Annotated in this window: 14 protein-coding genes, 1 rRNA gene and 1 other annotated feature; of the genes, 6 read left to right on the top strand and 9 right to left on the bottom strand. The window is 42.6% G+C overall.

Features of this window, described 5'->3' with window-relative positions:
- Positions 1 to 137: 137 nt before the first annotated feature.
- From ACED59_RS09315 to ettA, 3 genes are all read right to left on the bottom strand, one after another.
- Positions 138 to 1,148, bottom strand: coding sequence for a M23 family metallopeptidase (locus ACED59_RS09315; RefSeq protein WP_032499914.1), 1,011 nt, complete (start codon positions 1,146 to 1,148; stop codon positions 138 to 140).
- A gap of 49 nt (positions 1,149 to 1,197) precedes the next feature.
- Positions 1,198 to 1,566, bottom strand: a complete 369-nt coding sequence (locus ACED59_RS09310) for a PilZ domain-containing protein (RefSeq protein WP_009848458.1) — start codon at positions 1,564 to 1,566, stop codon at positions 1,198 to 1,200.
- A 90-nt stretch (positions 1,567 to 1,656) separates the two neighbouring features.
- On the bottom strand, positions 1,657 to 3,324 hold the full coding sequence (ettA, locus tag ACED59_RS09305; protein WP_009848459.1) for an energy-dependent translational throttle protein EttA: 1,668 nt from the start codon (positions 3,322 to 3,324) through the stop codon (positions 1,657 to 1,659).
- 263 nt (positions 3,325 to 3,587) lie between these two features.
- Between ettA and ACED59_RS09300 the strand changes: the two genes are divergently transcribed.
- The gene (locus tag ACED59_RS09300; RefSeq protein WP_017098360.1) at positions 3,588 to 5,537 is read left to right on the top strand and encodes a transglycosylase SLT domain-containing protein; all 1,950 of its coding nucleotides are present in this window, start codon (positions 3,588 to 3,590) and stop codon (positions 5,535 to 5,537) included.
- A 172-nt stretch (positions 5,538 to 5,709) separates the two neighbouring features.
- Positions 5,710 to 6,006, top strand: a complete 297-nt coding sequence (trpR, locus tag ACED59_RS09295) for a trp operon repressor (RefSeq protein ID WP_009848461.1) — start codon at positions 5,710 to 5,712, stop codon at positions 6,004 to 6,006.
- Positions 6,007 to 6,123: 117 nt separating this feature from the next.
- Here trpR and yjjX read toward each other — a convergent pair whose 3' ends face one another.
- From yjjX to ACED59_RS09265, 6 genes are all read right to left on the bottom strand, one after another.
- Positions 6,124 to 6,645, bottom strand: a complete 522-nt coding sequence (gene yjjX, locus ACED59_RS09290; protein ID WP_017098361.1) for an inosine/xanthosine triphosphatase — start codon at positions 6,643 to 6,645, stop codon at positions 6,124 to 6,126.
- Complete coding sequence (locus ACED59_RS09285; RefSeq protein ID WP_017098362.1) at positions 6,608 to 8,986, bottom strand: bifunctional diguanylate cyclase/phosphodiesterase; 2,379 nt, start codon at positions 8,984 to 8,986, stop codon at positions 6,608 to 6,610. The genes yjjX and ACED59_RS09285 overlap by 38 nt, the downstream gene beginning before the upstream one ends.
- 353 nt (positions 8,987 to 9,339) lie before the next feature.
- Positions 9,340 to 10,515 carry a prephenate dehydratase gene (pheA, locus tag ACED59_RS09280; RefSeq protein ID WP_017098363.1) on the bottom strand — a complete coding sequence of 392 codons (1,176 nt, stop codon included), beginning with the start codon at positions 10,513 to 10,515 and terminating at the stop codon, positions 9,340 to 9,342.
- 12 nt (positions 10,516 to 10,527) lie between these two features.
- Positions 10,528 to 10,649: a sequence feature (Phe leader region), on the bottom strand.
- Positions 10,650 to 10,759: 110 nt separating this feature from the next.
- Positions 10,760 to 11,095 carry a ribosome hibernation-promoting factor, HPF/YfiA family gene (gene hpf / locus ACED59_RS09275; RefSeq protein ID WP_017098364.1) on the bottom strand — a complete coding sequence of 112 codons (336 nt, stop codon included), beginning with the start codon at positions 11,093 to 11,095 and terminating at the stop codon, positions 10,760 to 10,762.
- Positions 11,096 to 11,519: 424 nt separating this feature from the next.
- Positions 11,520 to 12,944: a transporter substrate-binding domain-containing protein gene (locus ACED59_RS09270; protein WP_017098365.1), complete on the bottom strand. Its 1,425-nt coding sequence runs from the start codon at positions 12,942 to 12,944 to the stop codon at positions 11,520 to 11,522.
- Between the two features lie 157 nt (positions 12,945 to 13,101).
- A complete protein-coding gene (locus ACED59_RS09265; protein ID WP_009848466.1) occupies positions 13,102 to 13,830 on the bottom strand; it encodes an outer membrane protein assembly factor BamD in 729 nt (242 codons plus the stop codon).
- Positions 13,831 to 13,967: 137 nt separating this feature from the next.
- Between ACED59_RS09265 and rluD the strand changes: the two genes are divergently transcribed.
- From rluD to ACED59_RS09245, 4 genes are all read left to right on the top strand, one after another.
- Entirely contained in the window at positions 13,968 to 14,942 is a 975-nt protein-coding gene (gene rluD / locus ACED59_RS09260) for a 23S rRNA pseudouridine(1911/1915/1917) synthase RluD (RefSeq protein WP_009848467.1), read from the top strand.
- Positions 14,943 to 14,950: 8 nt separating this feature from the next.
- Positions 14,951 to 15,685: a peptidoglycan editing factor PgeF gene (pgeF, locus tag ACED59_RS09255; RefSeq protein ID WP_009848468.1), complete on the top strand. Its 735-nt coding sequence runs from the start codon at positions 14,951 to 14,953 to the stop codon at positions 15,683 to 15,685.
- A gap of 142 nt (positions 15,686 to 15,827) precedes the next feature.
- A complete protein-coding gene (gene clpB / locus ACED59_RS09250; RefSeq protein WP_017098368.1) occupies positions 15,828 to 18,401 on the top strand; it encodes an ATP-dependent chaperone ClpB in 2,574 nt (857 codons plus the stop codon).
- A gap of 577 nt (positions 18,402 to 18,978) precedes the next feature.
- A 16S ribosomal RNA gene (locus ACED59_RS09245) occupies positions 18,979 to 19,461 on the top strand; the annotation flags it as partial.

The raw sequence follows: 19,461 nt of genomic DNA, 5'->3' as shown, positions 1-19,461 counted from the left end.
ATTTGGTCTACTGTAGGCTAAAAGCAATGAGATCATCATAGGCCAAATCAATATCCCTCAATAACCAATAACCAATATCCCTCAATAACCAATAACCAATAACCAATAACCAATAGCCAATAACCAATAACCAATAACTAGTTAGTCGTGATAGGTTTCTTACTATCTTCACTCGATACGGTGTCTATGGTCGAGCTAATGTAAGGCACGTTAGTCAGGTTGATCTGCAAGCGAACCACATTATCAATCAGTTGAACCAATGGACCCCACTTAACCTTTTTCTCTTTCTCGAACACGTAGTTGAAGTTCTCAGGTGTCCAATCCATCAAGTATTGAGGGTTCAATGAACGACCAAGGAAGCGTACCTCATAGTGCAAGTGTGGCCCGGTTGAGTTACCTGAGTTACCACAGCTCGCAATCACATCGCCTTTACTCACAAATTGACCGCTACGTACTTTGAACTTCTGTAGGTGCGCATAAGAGCTCATGAAGCCGAATGAGTGACGCATAGTTATAAAGTTACCGAAGCCTTTCTTACTTGGGCGCACGGTTTCAATTACGCCATCTGCTGGCGCTACTATATCTTCACCACGCTTACACGTTAGGTCGATACCAGTATGAACGTGGCGTTTACCTGTTATAGGGTTAGAGCGACGACCATAAGAGGATGATATGCGTTGATAAGCCATAGGGCTGTCATTTGGAATCAAACGAAACATTGTGGCTCTGACTGCTGAATCTACTGCCGCTGCATCAATTCGGTCTTCTAAAGAGACGTCATCAGTAAGCGGCTCTTCATCGGTCAGGCCAAGCACTGATTCCACATCAAATACACGCTTGCCAAGTAACTGAATAGTGCCTTCTTTCTCGGTTAATGCTTGAGACAGTGAGTGATTGGTTTCTACCTGCTCAGCGTAAAGAAAGTCGGTTTGTTCTTTTTCAACAATCAGTGTTTCAATCAATTGTTGTGCATCATCGGCTTGTAGGGCGAGTTCTTGCTTGCCCTCAAAGTGCATGTATGCAGCCCCGCTAATCAATAGAGGCACTGAAAAAATTGCGGTAGTACATAGTAGTACGGCTTTTCGACCGAAATAAAACGTCTGATCCCCTTGGGTTAAGGGGATTGTAATGGAAACTTTTTTAGACATGGTTCTGTATTAACTAAATGCTTCTAATAGAAAAAGGGGAATGGAGACGTCACTCATTACCTAAATCGGTAAGGTGTTCAATCTCTCTATAAAGCAGTTCATCGTCGCCAACGTTAAGTTCCACAAGGCGCTTAAGGTAGCTGATACTATCAATATCTAAATGCTCTATACGTAAACGCATTGAGGTATTGATGGTCGAGACTATCGTTGCTTCTAACTGAATATTGATATCACTGTTTTCGAGCTTAAAGCTGACTTGAACAGGAGTGTCAGTTCTGAGTTGCTGTAATTTATCACATTGAATGAGTAAACCATGAAGAGATAGGTCTTGCACTGAGCCTGATACATTTACTTGTCCTTGTGAAATCTCAGTCGGAACTTGATAAATAACTCGTGAAAATTTACGTCTTTCAAGCATAGGTAATCTCTCTATATCAATAGGTAAATAGTAAGCCAGATATATCAAAGGCCGCTATTATCGCGGCCTTTGTTCAAAATACAAGCTTATTTACTTTGCAATACGTTTGTATTTGATGCGGTGAGGCTCTGCCGCTTGTGCACCTAGAGTCTTTTTCAGCCACTCTGTATATTCAGTATAGTTACCTTCGTAGAAGTTAACTTGGCCTTCATCGCGGTAGTCTAAGATATGGGTCGCAATACGGTCAAGGAACCAACGGTCATGCGAGATAACCATTGCACAGCCAGGGAACTCAAGTAGTGCTTCTTCAAGAGCTCGTAGTGTCTCAACATCAAGGTCATTGGTTGGTTCATCGAGTAGCAGCACGTTACCGCCCGCTTTTAGCAGTTTCGCTAGGTGAACACGGTTGCGTTCACCACCTGAAAGCTGACCGATGATCTTCTGTTGGTCGTTGCCTTTGAAGTTGAAACGAGAGCAGTATGCACGAGCAGGGATTTCGAAGTTGTTGATCTTAATGATATCAGCGCCTTCAGAGATCTCTTGGAATACTGTTTTTGTGTCGTCCATGCTGTCACGGAACTGATCAACAGAAGCAAGCTTAACCGTTTCGCCAAGTTCAACTGTGCCTGAATCTGGCTGTTCTGCGCCACTTAGCATCTTGAATAGTGTTGATTTACCCGCACCATTGGCACCAACGATACCAACGATAGCGCCTTTAGGCATGCTGAATGATAGGTCATCGATAAGAACGCGATCACCAAATGACTTCGTTAGGTTCTTAACTTCAAGTACCTTGTCACCTAAACGCTCACCTGGTGGGATGAACAATTCGTTGGTTTCGTTACGCTTCTGGTATTGGCCAGTCGTCATTTCTTCAAAACGAGCCATACGAGCTTTAGACTTAGCTTGACGACCTTTAGGGTTTTGACGAACCCATTCAAGTTCTTTCTCAATCGTTTTTTGACGTGCGCTTTCGCCTGCTTTTTCTTGCTTCAAACGCTCATCTTTCTGTTCTAGCCAAGATGTGTAGTTACCTTCCCATGGGATACCTTCACCACGGTCAAGTTCTAGAATCCAACCTGCAGCGTTGTCTAGGAAGTAACGGTCGTGGGTAATCGCCACAACAGTACCGCTGTAATCAACAAGGAAATGCTCAAGCCAAGCAACTGATTCTGCATCCAAGTGGTTGGTTGGTTCATCAAGAAGCAGCATGTCTGGCTTCTCAAGAAGTAGACGACAGATAGCAACACGACGACGTTCACCACCTGATAGGAATTCGATTTTCGCATCCCACTCAGGAAGACGAAGTGCATCTGCAGCTCGCTCTAGAGCTGTTTCTAGGTTATGACCGTCTTTTGCTTGGATCAGTGCTTCAAGTTCACCTTGCTCTTTCGCTAATGCATCGAAATCTGCATCAGGTTCTGCGTAAGCAGCATATACTGCGTCGATGCGCTTAAGTGCGTCAGCAACATCTGAAACCGCTTCTTCTACGATTTCACGAACGGTTTTTGATTCGTCTAGGACAGGTTCTTGAGGTAGGTAACCTACTTTTAGACCTTGTTGTGCACGTGCTTCACCATCAATATCAGTATCAATACCAGCCATGATACGTAGTAGGGTAGATTTACCTGAACCATTTAGACCCAAAACACCGATTTTAGCGCCAGGAAAAAAGCTAAGAGAAATGTCTTTAAGAATTTGACGCTTAGGTGGAACAGTTTTGCTCACCCGAGACATGGTATATACGTATTCAGCCATTGCCGATCGATCCTAATTATTGTTCAAAATTGTTTGCTATTTTATACCAATATCCTCAAAGATGTTACTCCTAGGACAGAAAAGCCATTCTTGAACTAATCCTCACCTATTATTGTCACATTGGTCATTAAAACTATATTTAATAAGCTTTCGAGGCGATGTGTTAAATATTAACAATATTTACACTCAAACTCTTTACATTTGATGTGATGTCGGGCGTAAATAGACTTCACGTATTCATACACGCACTAAGGAAAGAGCGAATGTTTTTCCGCATTGGTAATACGAAAATTGCTGTCGCTGCATCGGCAATTTTGTTTTCATTTTCACAGGCTCCAATGGCTATGGCCAGCAATGCTTCCGAGCTTGAAATGCAGCGTGATGTTTATGACAGAGCGCAAGAGGTTTTAGACAACCGTGATCTAAAAGCTTATTCAGCACTTCGTAATAAAATTCAAACATACCCGTTAACACCTTACACTGACTATCGCGCCTTTTTATTGGGCTTAGGTGATCGAACGCCAAGCGAGGTGGATGCTTTTATTGAAGAGAACAAAGCACTGCCGTTTTCCAATCGTATACGAGCGCCTTATTTAGATTTATTGGCGGCTCAAAAACAGTGGAAGACGATCCTTGAGTTTCAAACCCAAGAGCCTGTTGGTGAAAAATATCAATGTATCTATTACCGCGCTAATTATGAACAAGGTAATCAAGATCTCGCCTTTAAAGGTGCGAAACAACTTTGGTTAAGTGGCAGTGGTGTTGATGATAACTGTGATTCACTTTTCGAAAGTTGGGATGAAGCGGGCTTAAGAACGGATCAGCTGATTCTGGACAGAATGCTTTTAGCGTTCGAGAGTCGAAACGGTAAGTTAATGAGCTACTTGGTTAAGCAATTAGATCATGATGAGTCAATTACTCAAGCGAAGCAGATGAAGGCGTTGTACAACAAGCCTGAAAATGTACTCGCGTTTGCTAAGAAGCACCCAGCGAATGAATTCTACCAAGCTCAAACTGAATTTGGTTTCGAGAAGCTAGTAAGGAAATCCGCAAGCAGCGCTCAAGAGGTTTTTGATGATGTTGTGAAAGCTCAAAAATTTTCGAAAGAAAAATCCCAAGAGCTCGCGGATTACCTAGCGTTCCGCTTGATCAATACCGACTCTGAAGAGTTGATGGCGTGGCGAGACAAAATGCTCGCGAGTTCATCAAAGCAAGTTTTGCTGGAAAGACGAGCTCGCTTAGCGATTCAACATGCCGATTGGACGGGTTTGAAAGAGTGGATTGCGCGCTTAGATGATAAGCATCAGGCTTCGCTTCGCTGGCAGTATTGGCAGGGTAGAGCTGAGATTGCACTAGGCGATACTGCTGAAGGTAATAAGCGACTGTCAGACATTTTGGGTCAGCGTAATTTCTACAGTGTGGCTGCCGCTAAGCAATTAAATAAGCCAGTTAGCTATCCAACTTCGACCCTTAAATACAGTGCAGAAATGGTGAAACCATTCGACACTTCTTTGGTTCGTATCGGTGAGCTGATTGAGCGAGATAAAATAGCGGCTGCAAAGAGTGAGTGGCGCTGGTTATTAAGTCATGCAGATAAAGAGCAAAAAGCGATGCTTGCAGCTCATGCTGCGACACAGCGATGGAATCACTTTACGGTAACGGCGAGTATTTCTGCGAAGATGTGGGATAACATTGCGTTACGTTTCCCTGTCGCTCATAAGTGGTGGTTTAATTTCTATGCTGAGAAGCACGATCTCGATCCAATTACTTTGATGTCTTTAGCAAGACAAGAGAGTGCGATGGATTCAGAGGCTCGCTCTCCAGTTGGCGCGCGTGGCATCATGCAAATTATGCCAAAGACGGCACAATACACGGCCAATAAACATAAGATTAAGTACCAGGGCAGCGATGATCTTTATGATGTCGGCAAGAACATTGAGATTGGTAGCCACTATCTAGATGGCCTACTCGCTCAATATGATGATAACCGCATCTTCGCATTTGCCGCGTATAATGCTGGCCCTAGTCGTGTGAAACAGTGGCGATCACGCAGCGATGAAAAGCTCGATGCATTTGCTTTTATCGAGATGATCCCATTCAAAGAGACTCGTGGTTACGTTCAGAATATCTTGATGTTTGAGACTTACTATCGAGATCTCCTGGGTGAGAAAGGGACGTTTTTAGCGCCCCATGAGGCAAAAACGAAATACTAAGCTTTCTGTATTTTTCTCCAAGCTGAGTAATATTAAAGGCAGTGAGTGCGAACCATTTCCACTTACTGCCTTTTTACATTGGATCACATCAAGTGTTTCGGTATAAAGTGTTCGACGCTTTCAATCGTTAAGCGACTCTTTAAAGTCAGAATTTAAAAGTAAGTGTAGAGATATGGCATCACAACCTGAATATGAGAATTGGCAACAACTGATGGACTTGGTAAAGACGGCTGTCGAAAAAGATCAACATGAACTATTGTTGACCATGATGATGACACCAGACGAGCGAGATGCTTTGGTTGCTCGAATTAATATCTTTTGTGAGCTGATGAAAGGTGAGATGTCGCAACGACAGGTTAGCCAAATGCTGGGAGTAGGTGTCGCGACGATAACCAGAGGCTCGAATGAGCTAAAGGCCAAATCTGAACAAGAGAAAGCCGTGATCGCCGACCTTTTGCTCAAACAATAACAGAGTTAAGCAACCACTGAGTAGTGTGGCTATGAATTCGATAAAAACGCTAACTGAATGTTAGCGTTTTTTATTTCTGGTGATTGTTCTCTGAGACTTTCGAAGTTTAGCGAAGATCTAGATAGGAAAGTGCTCTGGATTCACAAATGGGATCAGCGCTAAAATTAAAGCCTGATGATAGACAGAGCTGCGTGTTAGTTGGTTATGTGTTAGTAGGCCAATCGCCCCGCCTTTTTGTTTGATATTATCTGTGCCAAACACATCATCCATAACATCCCCTAGCTCATTCGCATGCTGGAGCTTATCAAGCACAACAGGTGGCAGCATCAAGCTTGCAGATCGAGATTCTCCGCGCTGACCGTTTGCTTCAACGACCATCCAAGCAAATGTAACCTTTCCTTCGATTCCAGACTCTAATCCAACATGAAAATCCGAATCAGGTTGAGCTTGAGTTGCGTTGTGCACGCGGTTTACTGCTCCTTGATAGGTTTCTTCATTACTCATGGGTTGATCGGCAACGCCACTAGGGACGCTGATGCCTTTGAAGTCAAATTCAGTATCAGGAAAAGCAGATAAGAATGCACTTTTAACGGCGCTAATTTTAGCTGGATTCAGCGATGCGATGATTACAGATTTCATGTGGTTGATTCTTTTTATTATCGATAAAATTGAGTTGATGCTGTCGGTACCATTCCGTCAGCTCTTCTAATGGCATAGGCTTACCAAAATAATAGCCTTGCAGCATATCGCACTGCGCATCTTGTAACCACTGATGCATGCATTGAGTTTCAATTCCTTCGGCTGTGACCTTTTTCCCTTGAGCATGGCATAGCCCGATAATCGGTTTCACTATGTTCTGGTTATCTGTCTCAATCAAGGTGTCCAAAAAGGTTTTATCCAATTTAATCTTCTGAGTTGGATACTGAACCAGTTGAGTGATCGAGGTGTAACCAGAACCAAAGTCGTCGATTGCTAATCTATAGCCCATGTATGATAACTGGTTAAGTAATGGGAACCCCTGAGAGTTTGAGTAAAAGGTTTCTGTGATTTCAAAATCGATCAAATTGGGCGGAATCTGATTGATTTTCGCATGCTCTTTGATGAAATCAGCAAGGTGAGTGGTTTTAATCCCGGCTGAAGATAAGTTAATCGATAGCTGAATAGAGTGATCGAATTGAGCTTGAAGTTGATGAAATGAAGCAAATGCATTCTGGATAACCCAGCGATCAATTATTTCAAATAATCCGGTTTGTTCGGCGATAGGAATGAATTCATCGGGTGCCACTAAACCAAGGTGTTTCGAGTGCCAACGTAATAGCACTTCTACACCAATAATATAACTTCCTGTTGAGTCCATATAAGGCATGTAAACGAGCTTAAACTCTTCATCAAAATTATTTTCTCTGAGGGCGCTCTCAATACTGGCTTGACGCTGAATGGTTTTATCTAAGTCTAACGAGTAATCTGCGAATTGGTTTTTACCTGCACGTTTGGCTTGATACATCGCGGTATCAGCATTCGAAAGAAGCTTCTCGATTGTATCGCCATCATTAGGGTGGGTCGCAATACCAATACTGACCGTAATCGGGAAATTACCTGACTCGGTGACAAACCCCTTTTGTAGTGGGGTGAGTAAATCATTCGAAAATCGATGTGCGATATTTTCTTGGTGATTTGGAGCATTAATGTATACAACGAACTCGTCCCCAGAAAGTCGGGCTGGCAGACAGTGGGCATTTAATTCTGTTTTGTAGTGGTTACAAATATTGGAGATACGCTGAGCAAAACTGACGAGAATCGAGTCGCCGATTTGGTGTCCGTATTTGTCGTTCACAAATTTGAAGTTATCTAAATCAAAGTAGAGAACCCAGGTTTCGGTGTTCGAGCTAGGTTTTGACAACGACTGCTGCACGAAGGTTTGAAACTGGTGCCTATTGGCTATTTGGGTCAACTGATCATTTTCTGCCAACAACTTAGTCTGTTGGTACGTGTCATCCAACTCTTGGTACATATCATAAAAGCGTTGGGATAAGCGCCCCAACTCATCATTTGTTCTTAGGCGCTCAATGTTTTTTCTCTGTTTTTTCTCAACCTCTTGAAGCTGCCTATCTAAACGGGTGATCGGGTTTATCACCCAGCGAGATAGCAGGATCAGCAGTAAGGTAACACTGACAAATGCAGATAGGGCAAAGGATAGGCTCAGTTCATTCCAGATAGATTTGAGTTTGTTGTCTAATAAGAATGGTGCAGGATCGAGCGTGGCGTAGAGGCCAGGTGCTAGCTTTATAGATTGTGTTAACTCACGCCCCTGTGTCACTAACGTAGGGGTAAAAAACAAACTAGTTTGATAGTCGAACTCTATCTGTTTTCGTAGTGAATTAAACTTATCAAGAGAGACAGATACAACCACAAAAAACACATTGTTGGGTGGATCGTTTATTGGTGTCGAAACTGCTTTTTTATCAATAACATCATAATGAACTAATACCCCTTCACCTTGGGAATTCTGTATGTAGTCCGTACTCGAAGTTGCTAACGTTTTTTGATATTGATGCTCAATGAACTCTAATATCTTGGGATCCATTTTTGCGAAAGGATCATTGGTATTGTCAGCGTAATATTTAAGAGCTCGATCGCTATCAAGCAACGCGACCCTTGTAAAACTGTCGTTACCATCTTGCAGTAACTTAATCGTTTCGTTTAGGTTATCAGTCAGTTCACGTTGGTGGTCGACATTTTCATCAACCATAAAATAACGCTTAACCAGGTCACTATTGGTGAGGGTGTAGGAGTAATTGTTGAGGAAAGAACGAGACTGTTGAAAATAGCCTGCTAATTTTTCCATGCTTAATTGCAGTGCATTGTCTTCACGTTTGATAAAGCTGTTTTTTTGCGTGGAATAGATGATATAGCTAGAAGCCGCTGTACTGAACAGTATTACGGGGGCAATCACAAGTAATATTTTAGTACTTAGCTTCATGGTTATTCACAACATGGTTTATAAATTTTAGCGCGCAAGTTTATGTTATTTCGAGAGTTCTTGCCATCGATTATATTGTGTTTGAAGAGTTTTGTTTGGGTTTTAAGTTTTTGTATTTAATGATTAAATTATCAGTAATGAGTGTTTAAGTACGGTGGGGGTGATTGAAGTGGATAGGAGTGAGAATCAGTAACACAACCAATTCCTTTTTAAGTATACAGACTTTGCGTATTCCTTAGTTCGAGTTTTATTCCATTAGTTACTTTCTTTTAGCATTTGGCCTGCAGTAGGCCAAATGCTTGTATTAGTGAAAAGCTTATAGCAGTTAAAATGGGGGAACAGATAATAAAAAGTTAAGACAACTTAACTTGAGTAGCCTTAATGTTCTCACTTGGGTAACAACCTAACACTTTTAGGTGACGAGTTATGGCTGTTAGTTCCGTTATCGCTTGCTGCATATTATCTGAATCTAAGTGTGCTTCTAAATCCACATAGAACATCTCTTCCCAAGGGTTACCCATGATAGGACGAGATTCCAGCTTGGTCATGTTAATACCTAAGCGTTGCAGAATCAGCAGTGTTTCAACCAAAGAACCGGCTTCTTGAGAAGTCGACATGATGAGTGTCGTCTTAGCTGGGATCTGAGTCGATACTTCAACAGGCTTACGAGCGACCACGATGAAACGAGTGTGGTTCTCAGTTTGATTTGCAATGTTGCCTTGGATTGGTTGAAGTCCATAAAGCTTGCCGCTCGATGCATTACCAATCGCTGCCACATCATCACCGCCTAGATCTTTCACCTTTTTCATAGCATCAGCTGTGCTTGCACAAGATTCAAGGCTGACATCTTTAAGGCGGCTTAAAAACTCACTGCATTGTTGATGAGGTTGTGGATGCGAATAGAGCGTTTTAATGTCTTCTAAACGAATATCATTTTTCGCGACAAGGCAATGTTCAATCGGTTGAGAAAGTTCACCAACGATGTAAAGCGTTGTGTGTTGTAGCAGATCGTAGACTTCGTTAATTGACCCTGAACTGGTATTTTCAATCGGCAGTACACCGTAGTCGGCATGGCCCGATTCTACAGTCGATGCGACTTCTTTGAAGTGATTACAGTTCAGCTCAATCAATTCCATATTCTTGCGGCTGAAGTATTCACGGCTCGCAAGGTGAGAATACGATCCCTTAGAACCTAAGAATGCAACGCGAGCTAGTGGTTTACGGCTTTGCGGATTCGCTAGGTTTTGTAAGTATGACTGCTGCAGTAAAACGGAATCTTCGATGATGGTGTGAAACAGCTTAGTAATGTACTGAGCATCCAATTCGTACTTGTCTTTTCCGTTGTTGATCAATTTGACTAGTAGTTGTTGCTCTCGTACTGCATCACGAACGGGTTTTGATGTTTCTACCTTGCTTTTAGCGACTTCGATACTCAGCTTACGACGCTCTGAAAGTAATTTTAGGAGTTCGTCGTCTAAATCATTGAGACGAAGGCGGATATCATCTAGTGAAATTGTTCGGTCAGTCATAAATGTGTCCTTATAAAAAAGCCCCCCTAGTGTGGGAGGCTTCTTGTTCGTTTTTGACTTGTTTTTCTAAAACGACTTAGCCTCCGATTTACGGAAGAAAAAAGAAGTCAAAAATAAACAAAGAGTGAGAGTGCATAAAAAGTGATTGTTTTATGAATGTTTAAACACAATAAGCAAGCGAGCTACGAGCGTCAAGCAAAAAAATAGCGCCCTGAGGCGCTATTTTTTAATCTGTCATATTTCCTTATTCTACTTTAGCTTCTAGCTCTTCGATTTCAGGCTTTTCAGCGCGGCGCGCTTCTGGTTTATGGCGCAGCTTGTTGAGTTGACGCTCTAGTTTTTGTTCTACTTCGTTAATAGCTACGTAGAGGTCGTCATGAATTGATGAAGCAACAAGTTGGCCTTTTGGTACCGTTAGAACGGCTTCAAATTTTTTCTTTTTATTTGGTTCTTCGCTAAAGCTCGCTTGGCAGCCAATGATGTCTACTTGCCATTTATCCAGCTTCTTAAATTTGCTTTCTATGTGATCACGGATTGCAGAGGTAATGTCGATATTTTTACCAGTGATGTTCATTTTCATAGAAGTTTTCCTCTGTTGTATCCCTCATGGGTTAACTTCAGATTACGACTTTTAGGAATAAAGAACGTGATCTAGGTCTTGTTTTGGTTGGGTGGGATAAGCATTAAAATCAAATGTGATCTCACGCAAGTCTTGATATCTTTTTGTCGAAAAATACTTGTTATCCCTATGAAAAACGATAAGTTGGAGACAAGGCTTCGCTAAAAATTAAACCAGTTTTTAGGGGCGGACTACAGCCTATAGAAAGTGCTTGATTGAAATTTACTCAATAGTGTTTTGTGATATAGGTATCATGATGTAGCTCTCTACGTAAGCTTCTTCAGAATTAGATAAACAAAAGCCGCATAAGTTTTCTTATGCGGCTTTTATGTTTTTAACCTTATCTAACACCTTTGTTCTTCAAGCTCTGATGTTGAGGAGGAAGTTAATCGTTAGTGTTCAGTAATCTCGCTGTACTGTCCTCTCGGATGGCATTGATTGCTTGCAATTGTTTGTAAATGACGAAGTAACGATTGATGTTGGCGACATAGGTTACGGGTTCTTTACTCACGTACTTACGAGTGATGATTTCGACGTTTTTAAACCAGATATTTGGGTTATAACCCTTCTTTTTAGCAATGTTTCGCATCTTTCTTATCTTAGCGGGGCCTGCATTGTAAGAAGCTAAAGTGAAGTAGATTTGATTGTCAGGCGATATCGCTGGATCGTCAAAATATCGGTCTTTGATAAAGCGCATATATTTCACACCAGCATGGATGTTGTTATCCACCTTATGTATGTTTTTTATATTGACGTTTTTGTCTTTGGCGGTACTTGGCAACACCTGCATTACACCGATGGCGCCTCGGTGAGAAACCCTGCTTTGATCAAGTCCAGACTCTTGGAAACCTTGAGCTGACATCATCAAAGGGTCGAATTCGTATTCATTCGAATATTTTTCAAAGACATCTGCCAGTTTTGCCACTCGGTCTACTTTATTAGGGTTGAGTGCTCGTCCTAACCAACGAGTGTTGTCGATGTATTTATTATAGATAACGTTCCCAAGTAGAGTTCCTGTTCGTGCGGTCTTTACGTATTTGTTGATCTCTTTCTTTAGCTGAGGGCTGTCTTTTCTCAGTGCCCAAGCAATTTGACCATTTTCACGCAGCGGCAACTCAGTGTGTACCTGAATGTTTTCCATAACATCGAGCCAGAGCTTAGCTTTGTGGCTATCTAGAACTGTACCTTGTATATAACCCTGATTAACCAGTTCTATCAGCTCGTAGTCTTGCAATGATTCTTCGATAAAGTGGACATGCAGTGGTGGTAAACCTAGTGCGTTAAGCTCTTTGTTGACTCTTTGAACACTCTCGAAGTAACTCGAGCTAGCTCGGATCCAGACCTCTTGACCACTCAATTGCTTGATTTCGGTGATAGGGGCAGAATTTTTTCCGGTGATAATCAGTTCTTTCCCATCTTTGATCATTGGATCGGAAAAATCGATGACACTTAACCGCTTGTCGGTGATCGTTAGGTTGGCGACAGCGACATCACCGTAACCAGATTCTAACGAGGGGAGTAGATCATCTCGTTGCACGGGGATGATTTGAACGTTGAGATAGGGGTGCTTCTTACGAAGACTTTTCTCAAAGTGGTAGAGCATTTCTGCCACAATACCTTTTGGCTTGCCATCTTCTATGTAGTAAAAGCCCAGATCAGCCGAAACCAATACTCTCACTGTTCCTTTTGTTTTGAGTACATCTAAGTCTCCCATGTAAGGTTGATTGCTCAATGGGGACAGTTCTAATGCGTTGGAAAGTTGGCTAAATAACCCGATCCAGATAAATAATAACATCCTGCTCACATCCACACTCCATGTTGATGTTTTGTTAAAAGTTATCTATTGAAGATACTGCTTATGTTGCCATTCATCAAGTTTACCAGACGAAGTTCAAAAAAAATCGCGCTAACAAATTAGCGCGATTTTGAAGTGATTGTTTTAGTTAACGACGAGTGTGATTCGCTGACTAAGGCAGTGGATTGAGCTCGATTAACTTTTCTGTTCGTAACACTGCGTCTTCTAAGCCTAGTTGTTCATAAGCTTCTAATTGAATGTCTAAAGACTTACGTGCAGCAATGGTGTCAGGGTAAGTCTTCTGCAACTCTTGTGTTCTGTTTATAGCTGCAATCCAAGCTTCACGACGCAGGTAGAAATCAGCGGTTGCTAAGTCATACTCCGCGAGGCGGTTTTTCAGTGCGAACATGCGTTTTTGTGCATCTTCAGCGTATGGGCTTGCTGGGAAACGTTCTAACAGTCGTTTGAAATCAGCAAATGCAAGTTTCACAGGTTCTGGGTCTCGGTCGCTACGATCGATATTAAAAATATCATGCATGAAGTTTCGGTCTTGTGCCATATGCGTTAAACCGCGCATGTAAAGAACCCAATCCTGTTTTTCATGAGTAGGGTTTAAGCGTAGGAATCGCGAAATAGTCGCAAGGCCAAGCGCCAAGTCATCATTTTTGTAGTAAGCGTAAATCAGATCCAGTTGTACTTGTTCAGAATAGGCGCCGAATGGGTAACGTGAGTCTAAGGCTTCTAGCTTTTCGATTGCAGAAAGCCAGCTACCACTCTGCAGTGATTCTTGGGCGTCAGAGTAAAGAACCGATGGCGGTACATCCGGTACTATTTCTTCACTACTTGAACAACCAACTAAGAGTGATACGGCTAATAGACCCGTTAAAGTAAGGTGTTTCATGTCAGGCGTCGATTCCTTGAATTAAATATTTCGTAAGCTTCCGTTACTTTCTAACCAGTAACAGATACAATGATGCAATTATTCTATTTTATCCATACTAATGGGTATTAGTCTCACGGTTTTTAAAAAAGTTCGATATGGCTCAGCAGATAACATTAACAGACACAGTAAAAAGCAGCCAGTTAGGTCAACGTTTAGACCAAGCTGTCGCTGAACTATTTACCGATTTTTCTCGCTCTCGTATTAAAGAGTGGCTTCTTGACGGCAAAATCCAAGTGGATGGCGAAGTTATCACTAAACCGCGCACCATAGTTTTGGGCGGTGAAGCGATCATCTTACAAGCAGAGCTTGCGGATGAAGAGCGCTGGGAAGCACAAGATATTCCGTTAGACATTGTCTATGAAGATGATGATTTATTGGTTATCAATAAACCTCGCGATCTGGTTGTACACCCAGGTGCAGGTACGCCGGATGGAACCATACTAAACGCATTGCTTTTCCATTACCCTCAGATTGCTGAAGTACCTCGTGCGGGTATTGTGCACCGTCTTGATAAAGACACAACTGGTCTTATGGTTGTGGCTAAAACGGTTCCAGCTCAAACTCGCCTTGTACGAGCTCTTGCTAAACGTCGTATTACTCGTGAATATGAAGCAATTGCTATTGGTAAAATGACCGCGGGTGGTGTGGTTGAGAAAGGCATTAGCCGTCATGCAACTAAGCGTACGTTAATGGACGTTAATGAACTGGGTAAGCCTGCGGTAACTCACTACCGTGTTGCTGAGCACTTCCGCGAACATACTCGTATTCGTCTGCGCCTAGAAACGGGTCGTACTCACCAAATCCGTGTTCACATGTCATACCTTCAGCACCCGTTGTTAGGTGATATTGCGTACGGTGGTCGTGCACGTATTCCAAAAGGTGCATCTGAAGAGCTAACGACAATGATTCGTTCTTTTGATCGCCAAGCGCTACACGCGGTTATGCTGAAGTTTGTTCACCCGATTACTGGTGAAGAAGTAGAGTTCCACGCACCTGTGCCAAATGACATGGTTGTGATGGCTGAAGCGTTGCGTGTTGATGCTCGCGAAAACATAGAAGACGACATTTAATCGTGTCAATGATCATCCCTGACTGGAATGCACCAAAAAACGTGAAAGCATTTGCTTCGACTCGTTTTGATGGTTGTTCTACAGGTGCTTATCAAGGGTTAAACCTTGGTATGCATGTTGGGGATGATGCTTTACTTGTTGAAAGTAATCGAACATGGCTAAAGCAACAATCTAAGATGCCCACGGCTCCAGTATGGCTAAATCAAACTCACTCAACGGATGTCATTACGGTTTTAGAACCTGTGGCGAATGTGCTTGATGCGGATGGTGCATTTACCACTGCAAAGGGGATTGTGTGTTCTGCGATGACAGCTGATTGCTTACCGGTCATCCTTACCGATACCAAAGGCACTCAAGTTGCTGCCGTTCATGCCGGTTGGCGTGGTCTTGCTGGTGGCATTCTTGAAAATGCCGTAGCAAAGTTTTCAAACCTAGATTCAGATAATCAGATCATTGCTTGGCTTGGCCCTGCTATTGGTAAAGATGCGTTTGAGGTTGGCAACGATGTGTTGGACGCTTTTGTTCGTTTTGACCCTCAAGCGAAATTAGCATTTAAAGCTAAATCTGAACCCGGCAAGTGGTTAGCAAACATGTCTCAACTTGCGACTCAACGATTAATGAAAGTTGGCGTGACTTCGGTGACAGATTCGAATCTATGTACATACGCAGATTCAGATGCTTTCTATTCTTATCGTCGTGATGGTATTACTGGGCGTCAGGCAACATTTATTTGGTTAGAGTAATCTCTGACTAGCATAACCACTCATCCAGTTCATTTATATTTTCATATCAGCTCTATTCTTCATCCTTATCCCTTGAAAATCTGCGTTACCGTATCCATCTTCTAACCATAAGATAAACATATCTAAGAGTAGGAAGGTTGGCATGCGTCTCGATCGATTCACTAGTAAATTCCAAATTGCGATATCTGATGCTCAGTCGCTCGCATTAGGTCGTGATCACCAATATATAGAACCTGTACACCTAATGGTGTCTTTGCTTAATCAAGATGGCAGTGCGATTCGTCCATTGCTCACTATGCTGAATATTGACGTTGTTCAATTGCGTTCTAAATTGAGCGAAATATTAGACAGAGTCCCAAAAGTCAGCGGTATCGGTGGTGATGTTCAGCTTTCTAACGCAATGGGAACGCTATTCAACCTATGTGACAAGGTCGCGCAAAAGCGTCAAGACAGTTATATATCTTCAGAAGTATTCCTACTCGCTGCAATAGAAGACAAAGGACCTCTAGGTAACTTACTTAAAGAGTTAGGCCTTACTGAGCAAAAACTATCTCAAGCTATCGAGCAAGTTCGTGGTGGTCAAAAGGTTGATGACCCGAATGCGGAAGATAGACGCCAAGCTTTAGAGAAGTTCACCATTGATCTGACCGAGCGAGCAGAGCAAGGCAAGCTAGATCCTGTGATTGGTCGTGATGATGAAATTCGTCGCACGATTCAAGTCCTTCAACGTCGTACTAAGAACAACCCTGTCATTATCGGTCAACCCGGTGTAGGTAAAACTGCGATTGTCGAAGGTTTGGCTCAGCGTATTATCAATAATGAAGTGCCTGAAGGCTTAAGAGGCCGACGAGTGCTTTCATTAGACATGGGCTCATTAGTTGCGGGTGCTAAATATCGTGGTGAATTCGAAGAGCGTCTAAAATCAGTGCTTAATGAATTATCGAAAGAAGAAGGCAATGTCATTCTCTTTATCGATGAAATTCATACGATGGTCGGCGCAGGTAAAGGCGAAGGCTCTATGGATGCGGGTAACATGCTGAAACCAGCATTAGCTCGTGGTGAACTGCATTGTGTCGGCGCAACAACGCTCGATGAATACCGACAATATATAGAGAAAGACCCGGCTTTGGAGCGTCGATTCCAAAAAGTGATCGTGGATGAACCCACCGTTGAAGACACGGTAGCGATTCTTCGTGGTTTGAAAGAGCGCTATGAACTCCACCATCATGTAGAAATTACCGATCCTGCTATCGTAGCGGCGGCAACGCTATCTCACCGATATGTTTCAGATCGTCAGTTACCAGATAAGGCGATTGATCTCATTGATGAAGCGGCTTCGAGTATTCGAATGCAGATAGATTCAAAGCCCGAGTCATTGGATAAGTTAGAGCGCAAAATCATTCAATTGAAGATCGAACAGCAAGCTCTGACGAATGAAAATGATGAGGCCAGTGAAAAGAGGCTTCGTACGTTACAAAGCGAACTTTCTGAGAAAGAACGCGATTTCGCAGAGCTTGAAGAAGTTTGGAACGCTGAAAAAGCGGCGCTGTCTGGTACGCAACATATTAAATCAGAGCTAGAACAAGCTCGAATGGATATGGATTTTGCACGACGCGCTGGTGACCTTAACCGTATGTCTGAATTGCAATATGGTCGAATCCCAGAATTGGAGAAGCAGTTAGATCTCGCGACTCAAGCTGAAATGCAAGAAATGACCTTATTACGTAATAAGGTGACCGACGCTGAGATCGCCGATGTCCTTTCAAAGCAAACCGGTATTCCTGTTTCTAAAATGCTAGAAGCAGAAAAGGAGAAGCTTCTGAAAATGGAAGGTGTTCTGCATAAGCGGGTTATCGGTCAAGCGGAAGCGGTCGAAGTGGTATCGAATGCGATTCGTCGTAGCCGTGCTGGTTTGTCTGATCCGAATAAGCCGATTGGTTCGTTCTTGTTCTTAGGGCCAACAGGTGTAGGTAAAACGGAACTGTGTAAAACATTAGCTAACTTTATGTTCGATAGTGAAGATGCCATGGTTCGTATCGATATGTCTGAGTTTATGGAAAAACACTCTGTTGCTCGTTTAGTTGGTGCTCCCCCTGGTTATGTGGGTTATGAAGAAGGTGGGTACTTAACCGAAGCTGTTCGTCGAAAACCTTATTCTGTCATTCTGCTTGATGAGGTAGAGAAAGCTCACCCAGATGTTTTCAATATTCTATTGCAAGTTTTAGATGATGGGCGATTAACTGACGGACAAGGTCGTACGGTTGATTTTAGAAATACCGTGGTAATCATGACATCGAACTTAGGTTCAACTCGTATTCAAGAGAACTTTAATACATTGGATTACCAAGGGATTAAAAATGAGGTTATGGAAGTGGTGGGTAAACATTTCCGACCTGAGTTTTTGAATCGAGTTGATGAAAGTGTCGTGTTTCATCCATTAGGCCAAGAGCACATCGAGTCAATTGCCGCTATTCAGCTTGATCATTTGAAAAAGCGAATGGAAGACAATGGTTATGAACTCGAAGTTTCAGAAAAAGCGCTCAAGCTAATCTCTCAAGTTGGTTTTGACCCTGTATATGGTGCAAGGCCTCTTAAAAGAGCAATTCAACAAACTGTTGAGAACCCGTTAGCGAAAGCGATACTTGCGGGGAAAATCAATCCGGATAAGAAAGTGCAGCTATTAGTGAATAATGACCGAATTATTGCTCACCAATAATCAAGGTAAGAACGATAGGTACGATTAGTCGAAATTAAGACGCAATCGTACCTATTTTGAACGCTTTGAGTGAATAGTGTCCGAACGATCGCCTGTGGCGATTTTTTTCCGTTTTTGGTCTTGTGCAAAGGGGGATTCTCTCTATAATGCGCCTCCGTTGCTAGGGATAACCAAGCGGTTTGAACTAAGTAACGAGACGACATTAAGCATTTAAGATGCTTTGAAAAATTAGCTGGAAAAAGTGTTTGACACTGGAACCCAATTCGCTAGAATGGCCGTCCACTTAGAGAGGCTCCTTACTAAAAGGAACGCTCAATAAGTAAAGCTCTTTAACAATTTAAACCTATCAATCTGTGTGGGCACTCGTTGATGAATATCAAAACGTTTTATCTTCCCTTTTTATTAAGAGAAGTAAAACAGATTCTTCGGAATCAACTTTGGTTTCAATGAACTGAGTGACCAATCAAGTCTTAGGGCTTGGCACAGTCAATTCATTATCTTTCTGTTGGAAAGATAATAGCTTTAGAATTACTTTTTGTAGTTTTGAAGTCAGTATTCATTGAGCCGACAAAATCTTAAATTGAAGAGTTTGATCATGGCTCAGATTGAACGCTGGCGGCAGGCCTAACACATGCAAGTCGAGCGGAAACGACAACATTGAATCTTCGGAGGATTTGTTGGGCGTCGAGCGGCGGACGGGTGAGTAATGCCTAGGAAATTGCCTTGATGTGGGGGATAACCATTGGAAACGATGGCTAATACCGCATAATGCCTACGGGCCAAAGAGGGGGATCTTCGGACCTCTCGCGTCAAGATATGCCTAGGTGGGATTAGCTAGTTGGTGAGGTAATGGCTCACCAAGGCGACGATCCCTAGCTGGTCTGAGAGGATGATCAGCCACACTGGAACTGAGACACGGTCCAGACTCCTACGGGAGGCAGCAGTGGGGAATATTGCACAATGGGCGAAAGCCTGATGCAGCCATGCCGCGTGTATGAAGAAGGCCTTCGGGTTGTAAAGTACTTTCAGTTGTGAGGAAGGGTGTGTAGTTAATAGCTGC

Origin of the sequence: Vibrio sp. FF266 (assembly GCF_041439695.1) — a bacterium.
GTDB classification, from domain to species: Bacteria; Pseudomonadota; Gammaproteobacteria; order Enterobacterales; family Vibrionaceae; genus Vibrio; species Vibrio tasmaniensis_A.
Note: the sequence above shows the minus strand (reverse complement) of the source record. Positions and strands in the feature narration are given on the sequence as shown.

Excerpts from the sequence above, each read along its gene's own strand:
- ACED59_RS09315 (WP_032499914.1), bottom strand. The coding sequence starts at position 1,148 with ATGTCTAAAAAAGTTTCCATTACAATCCCCTTAACCCAAGGGGATCAG.
- ACED59_RS09310 (WP_009848458.1), bottom strand. The coding sequence starts at position 1,566 with ATGCTTGAAAGACGTAAATTTTCACGAGTTATTTATCAAGTTCCGACT.
- ettA (WP_009848459.1), bottom strand. The coding sequence starts at position 3,324 with ATGGCTGAATACGTATATACCATGTCTCGGGTGAGCAAAACTGTTCCA.
- ACED59_RS09300 (WP_017098360.1), top strand. The coding sequence starts at position 3,588 with ATGTTTTTCCGCATTGGTAATACGAAAATTGCTGTCGCTGCATCGGCA.
- trpR (WP_009848461.1), top strand. The coding sequence starts at position 5,710 with ATGGCATCACAACCTGAATATGAGAATTGGCAACAACTGATGGACTTG.
- yjjX (WP_017098361.1), bottom strand. The coding sequence starts at position 6,645 with ATGAAATCTGTAATCATCGCATCGCTGAATCCAGCTAAAATTAGCGCC.
- ACED59_RS09285 (WP_017098362.1), bottom strand. The coding sequence starts at position 8,986 with ATGAAGCTAAGTACTAAAATATTACTTGTGATTGCCCCCGTAATACTG.
- pheA (WP_017098363.1), bottom strand. The coding sequence starts at position 10,515 with ATGACTGACCGAACAATTTCACTAGATGATATCCGCCTTCGTCTCAAT.
- hpf (WP_017098364.1), bottom strand. The coding sequence starts at position 11,095 with ATGAAAATGAACATCACTGGTAAAAATATCGACATTACCTCTGCAATC.
- ACED59_RS09265 (WP_009848466.1), bottom strand. The coding sequence starts at position 13,830 with ATGAAACACCTTACTTTAACGGGTCTATTAGCCGTATCACTCTTAGTT.
- rluD (WP_009848467.1), top strand. The coding sequence starts at position 13,968 with ATGGCTCAGCAGATAACATTAACAGACACAGTAAAAAGCAGCCAGTTA.
- pgeF (WP_009848468.1), top strand. The coding sequence starts at position 14,951 with ATGATCATCCCTGACTGGAATGCACCAAAAAACGTGAAAGCATTTGCT.
- clpB (WP_017098368.1), top strand. The coding sequence starts at position 15,828 with ATGCGTCTCGATCGATTCACTAGTAAATTCCAAATTGCGATATCTGAT.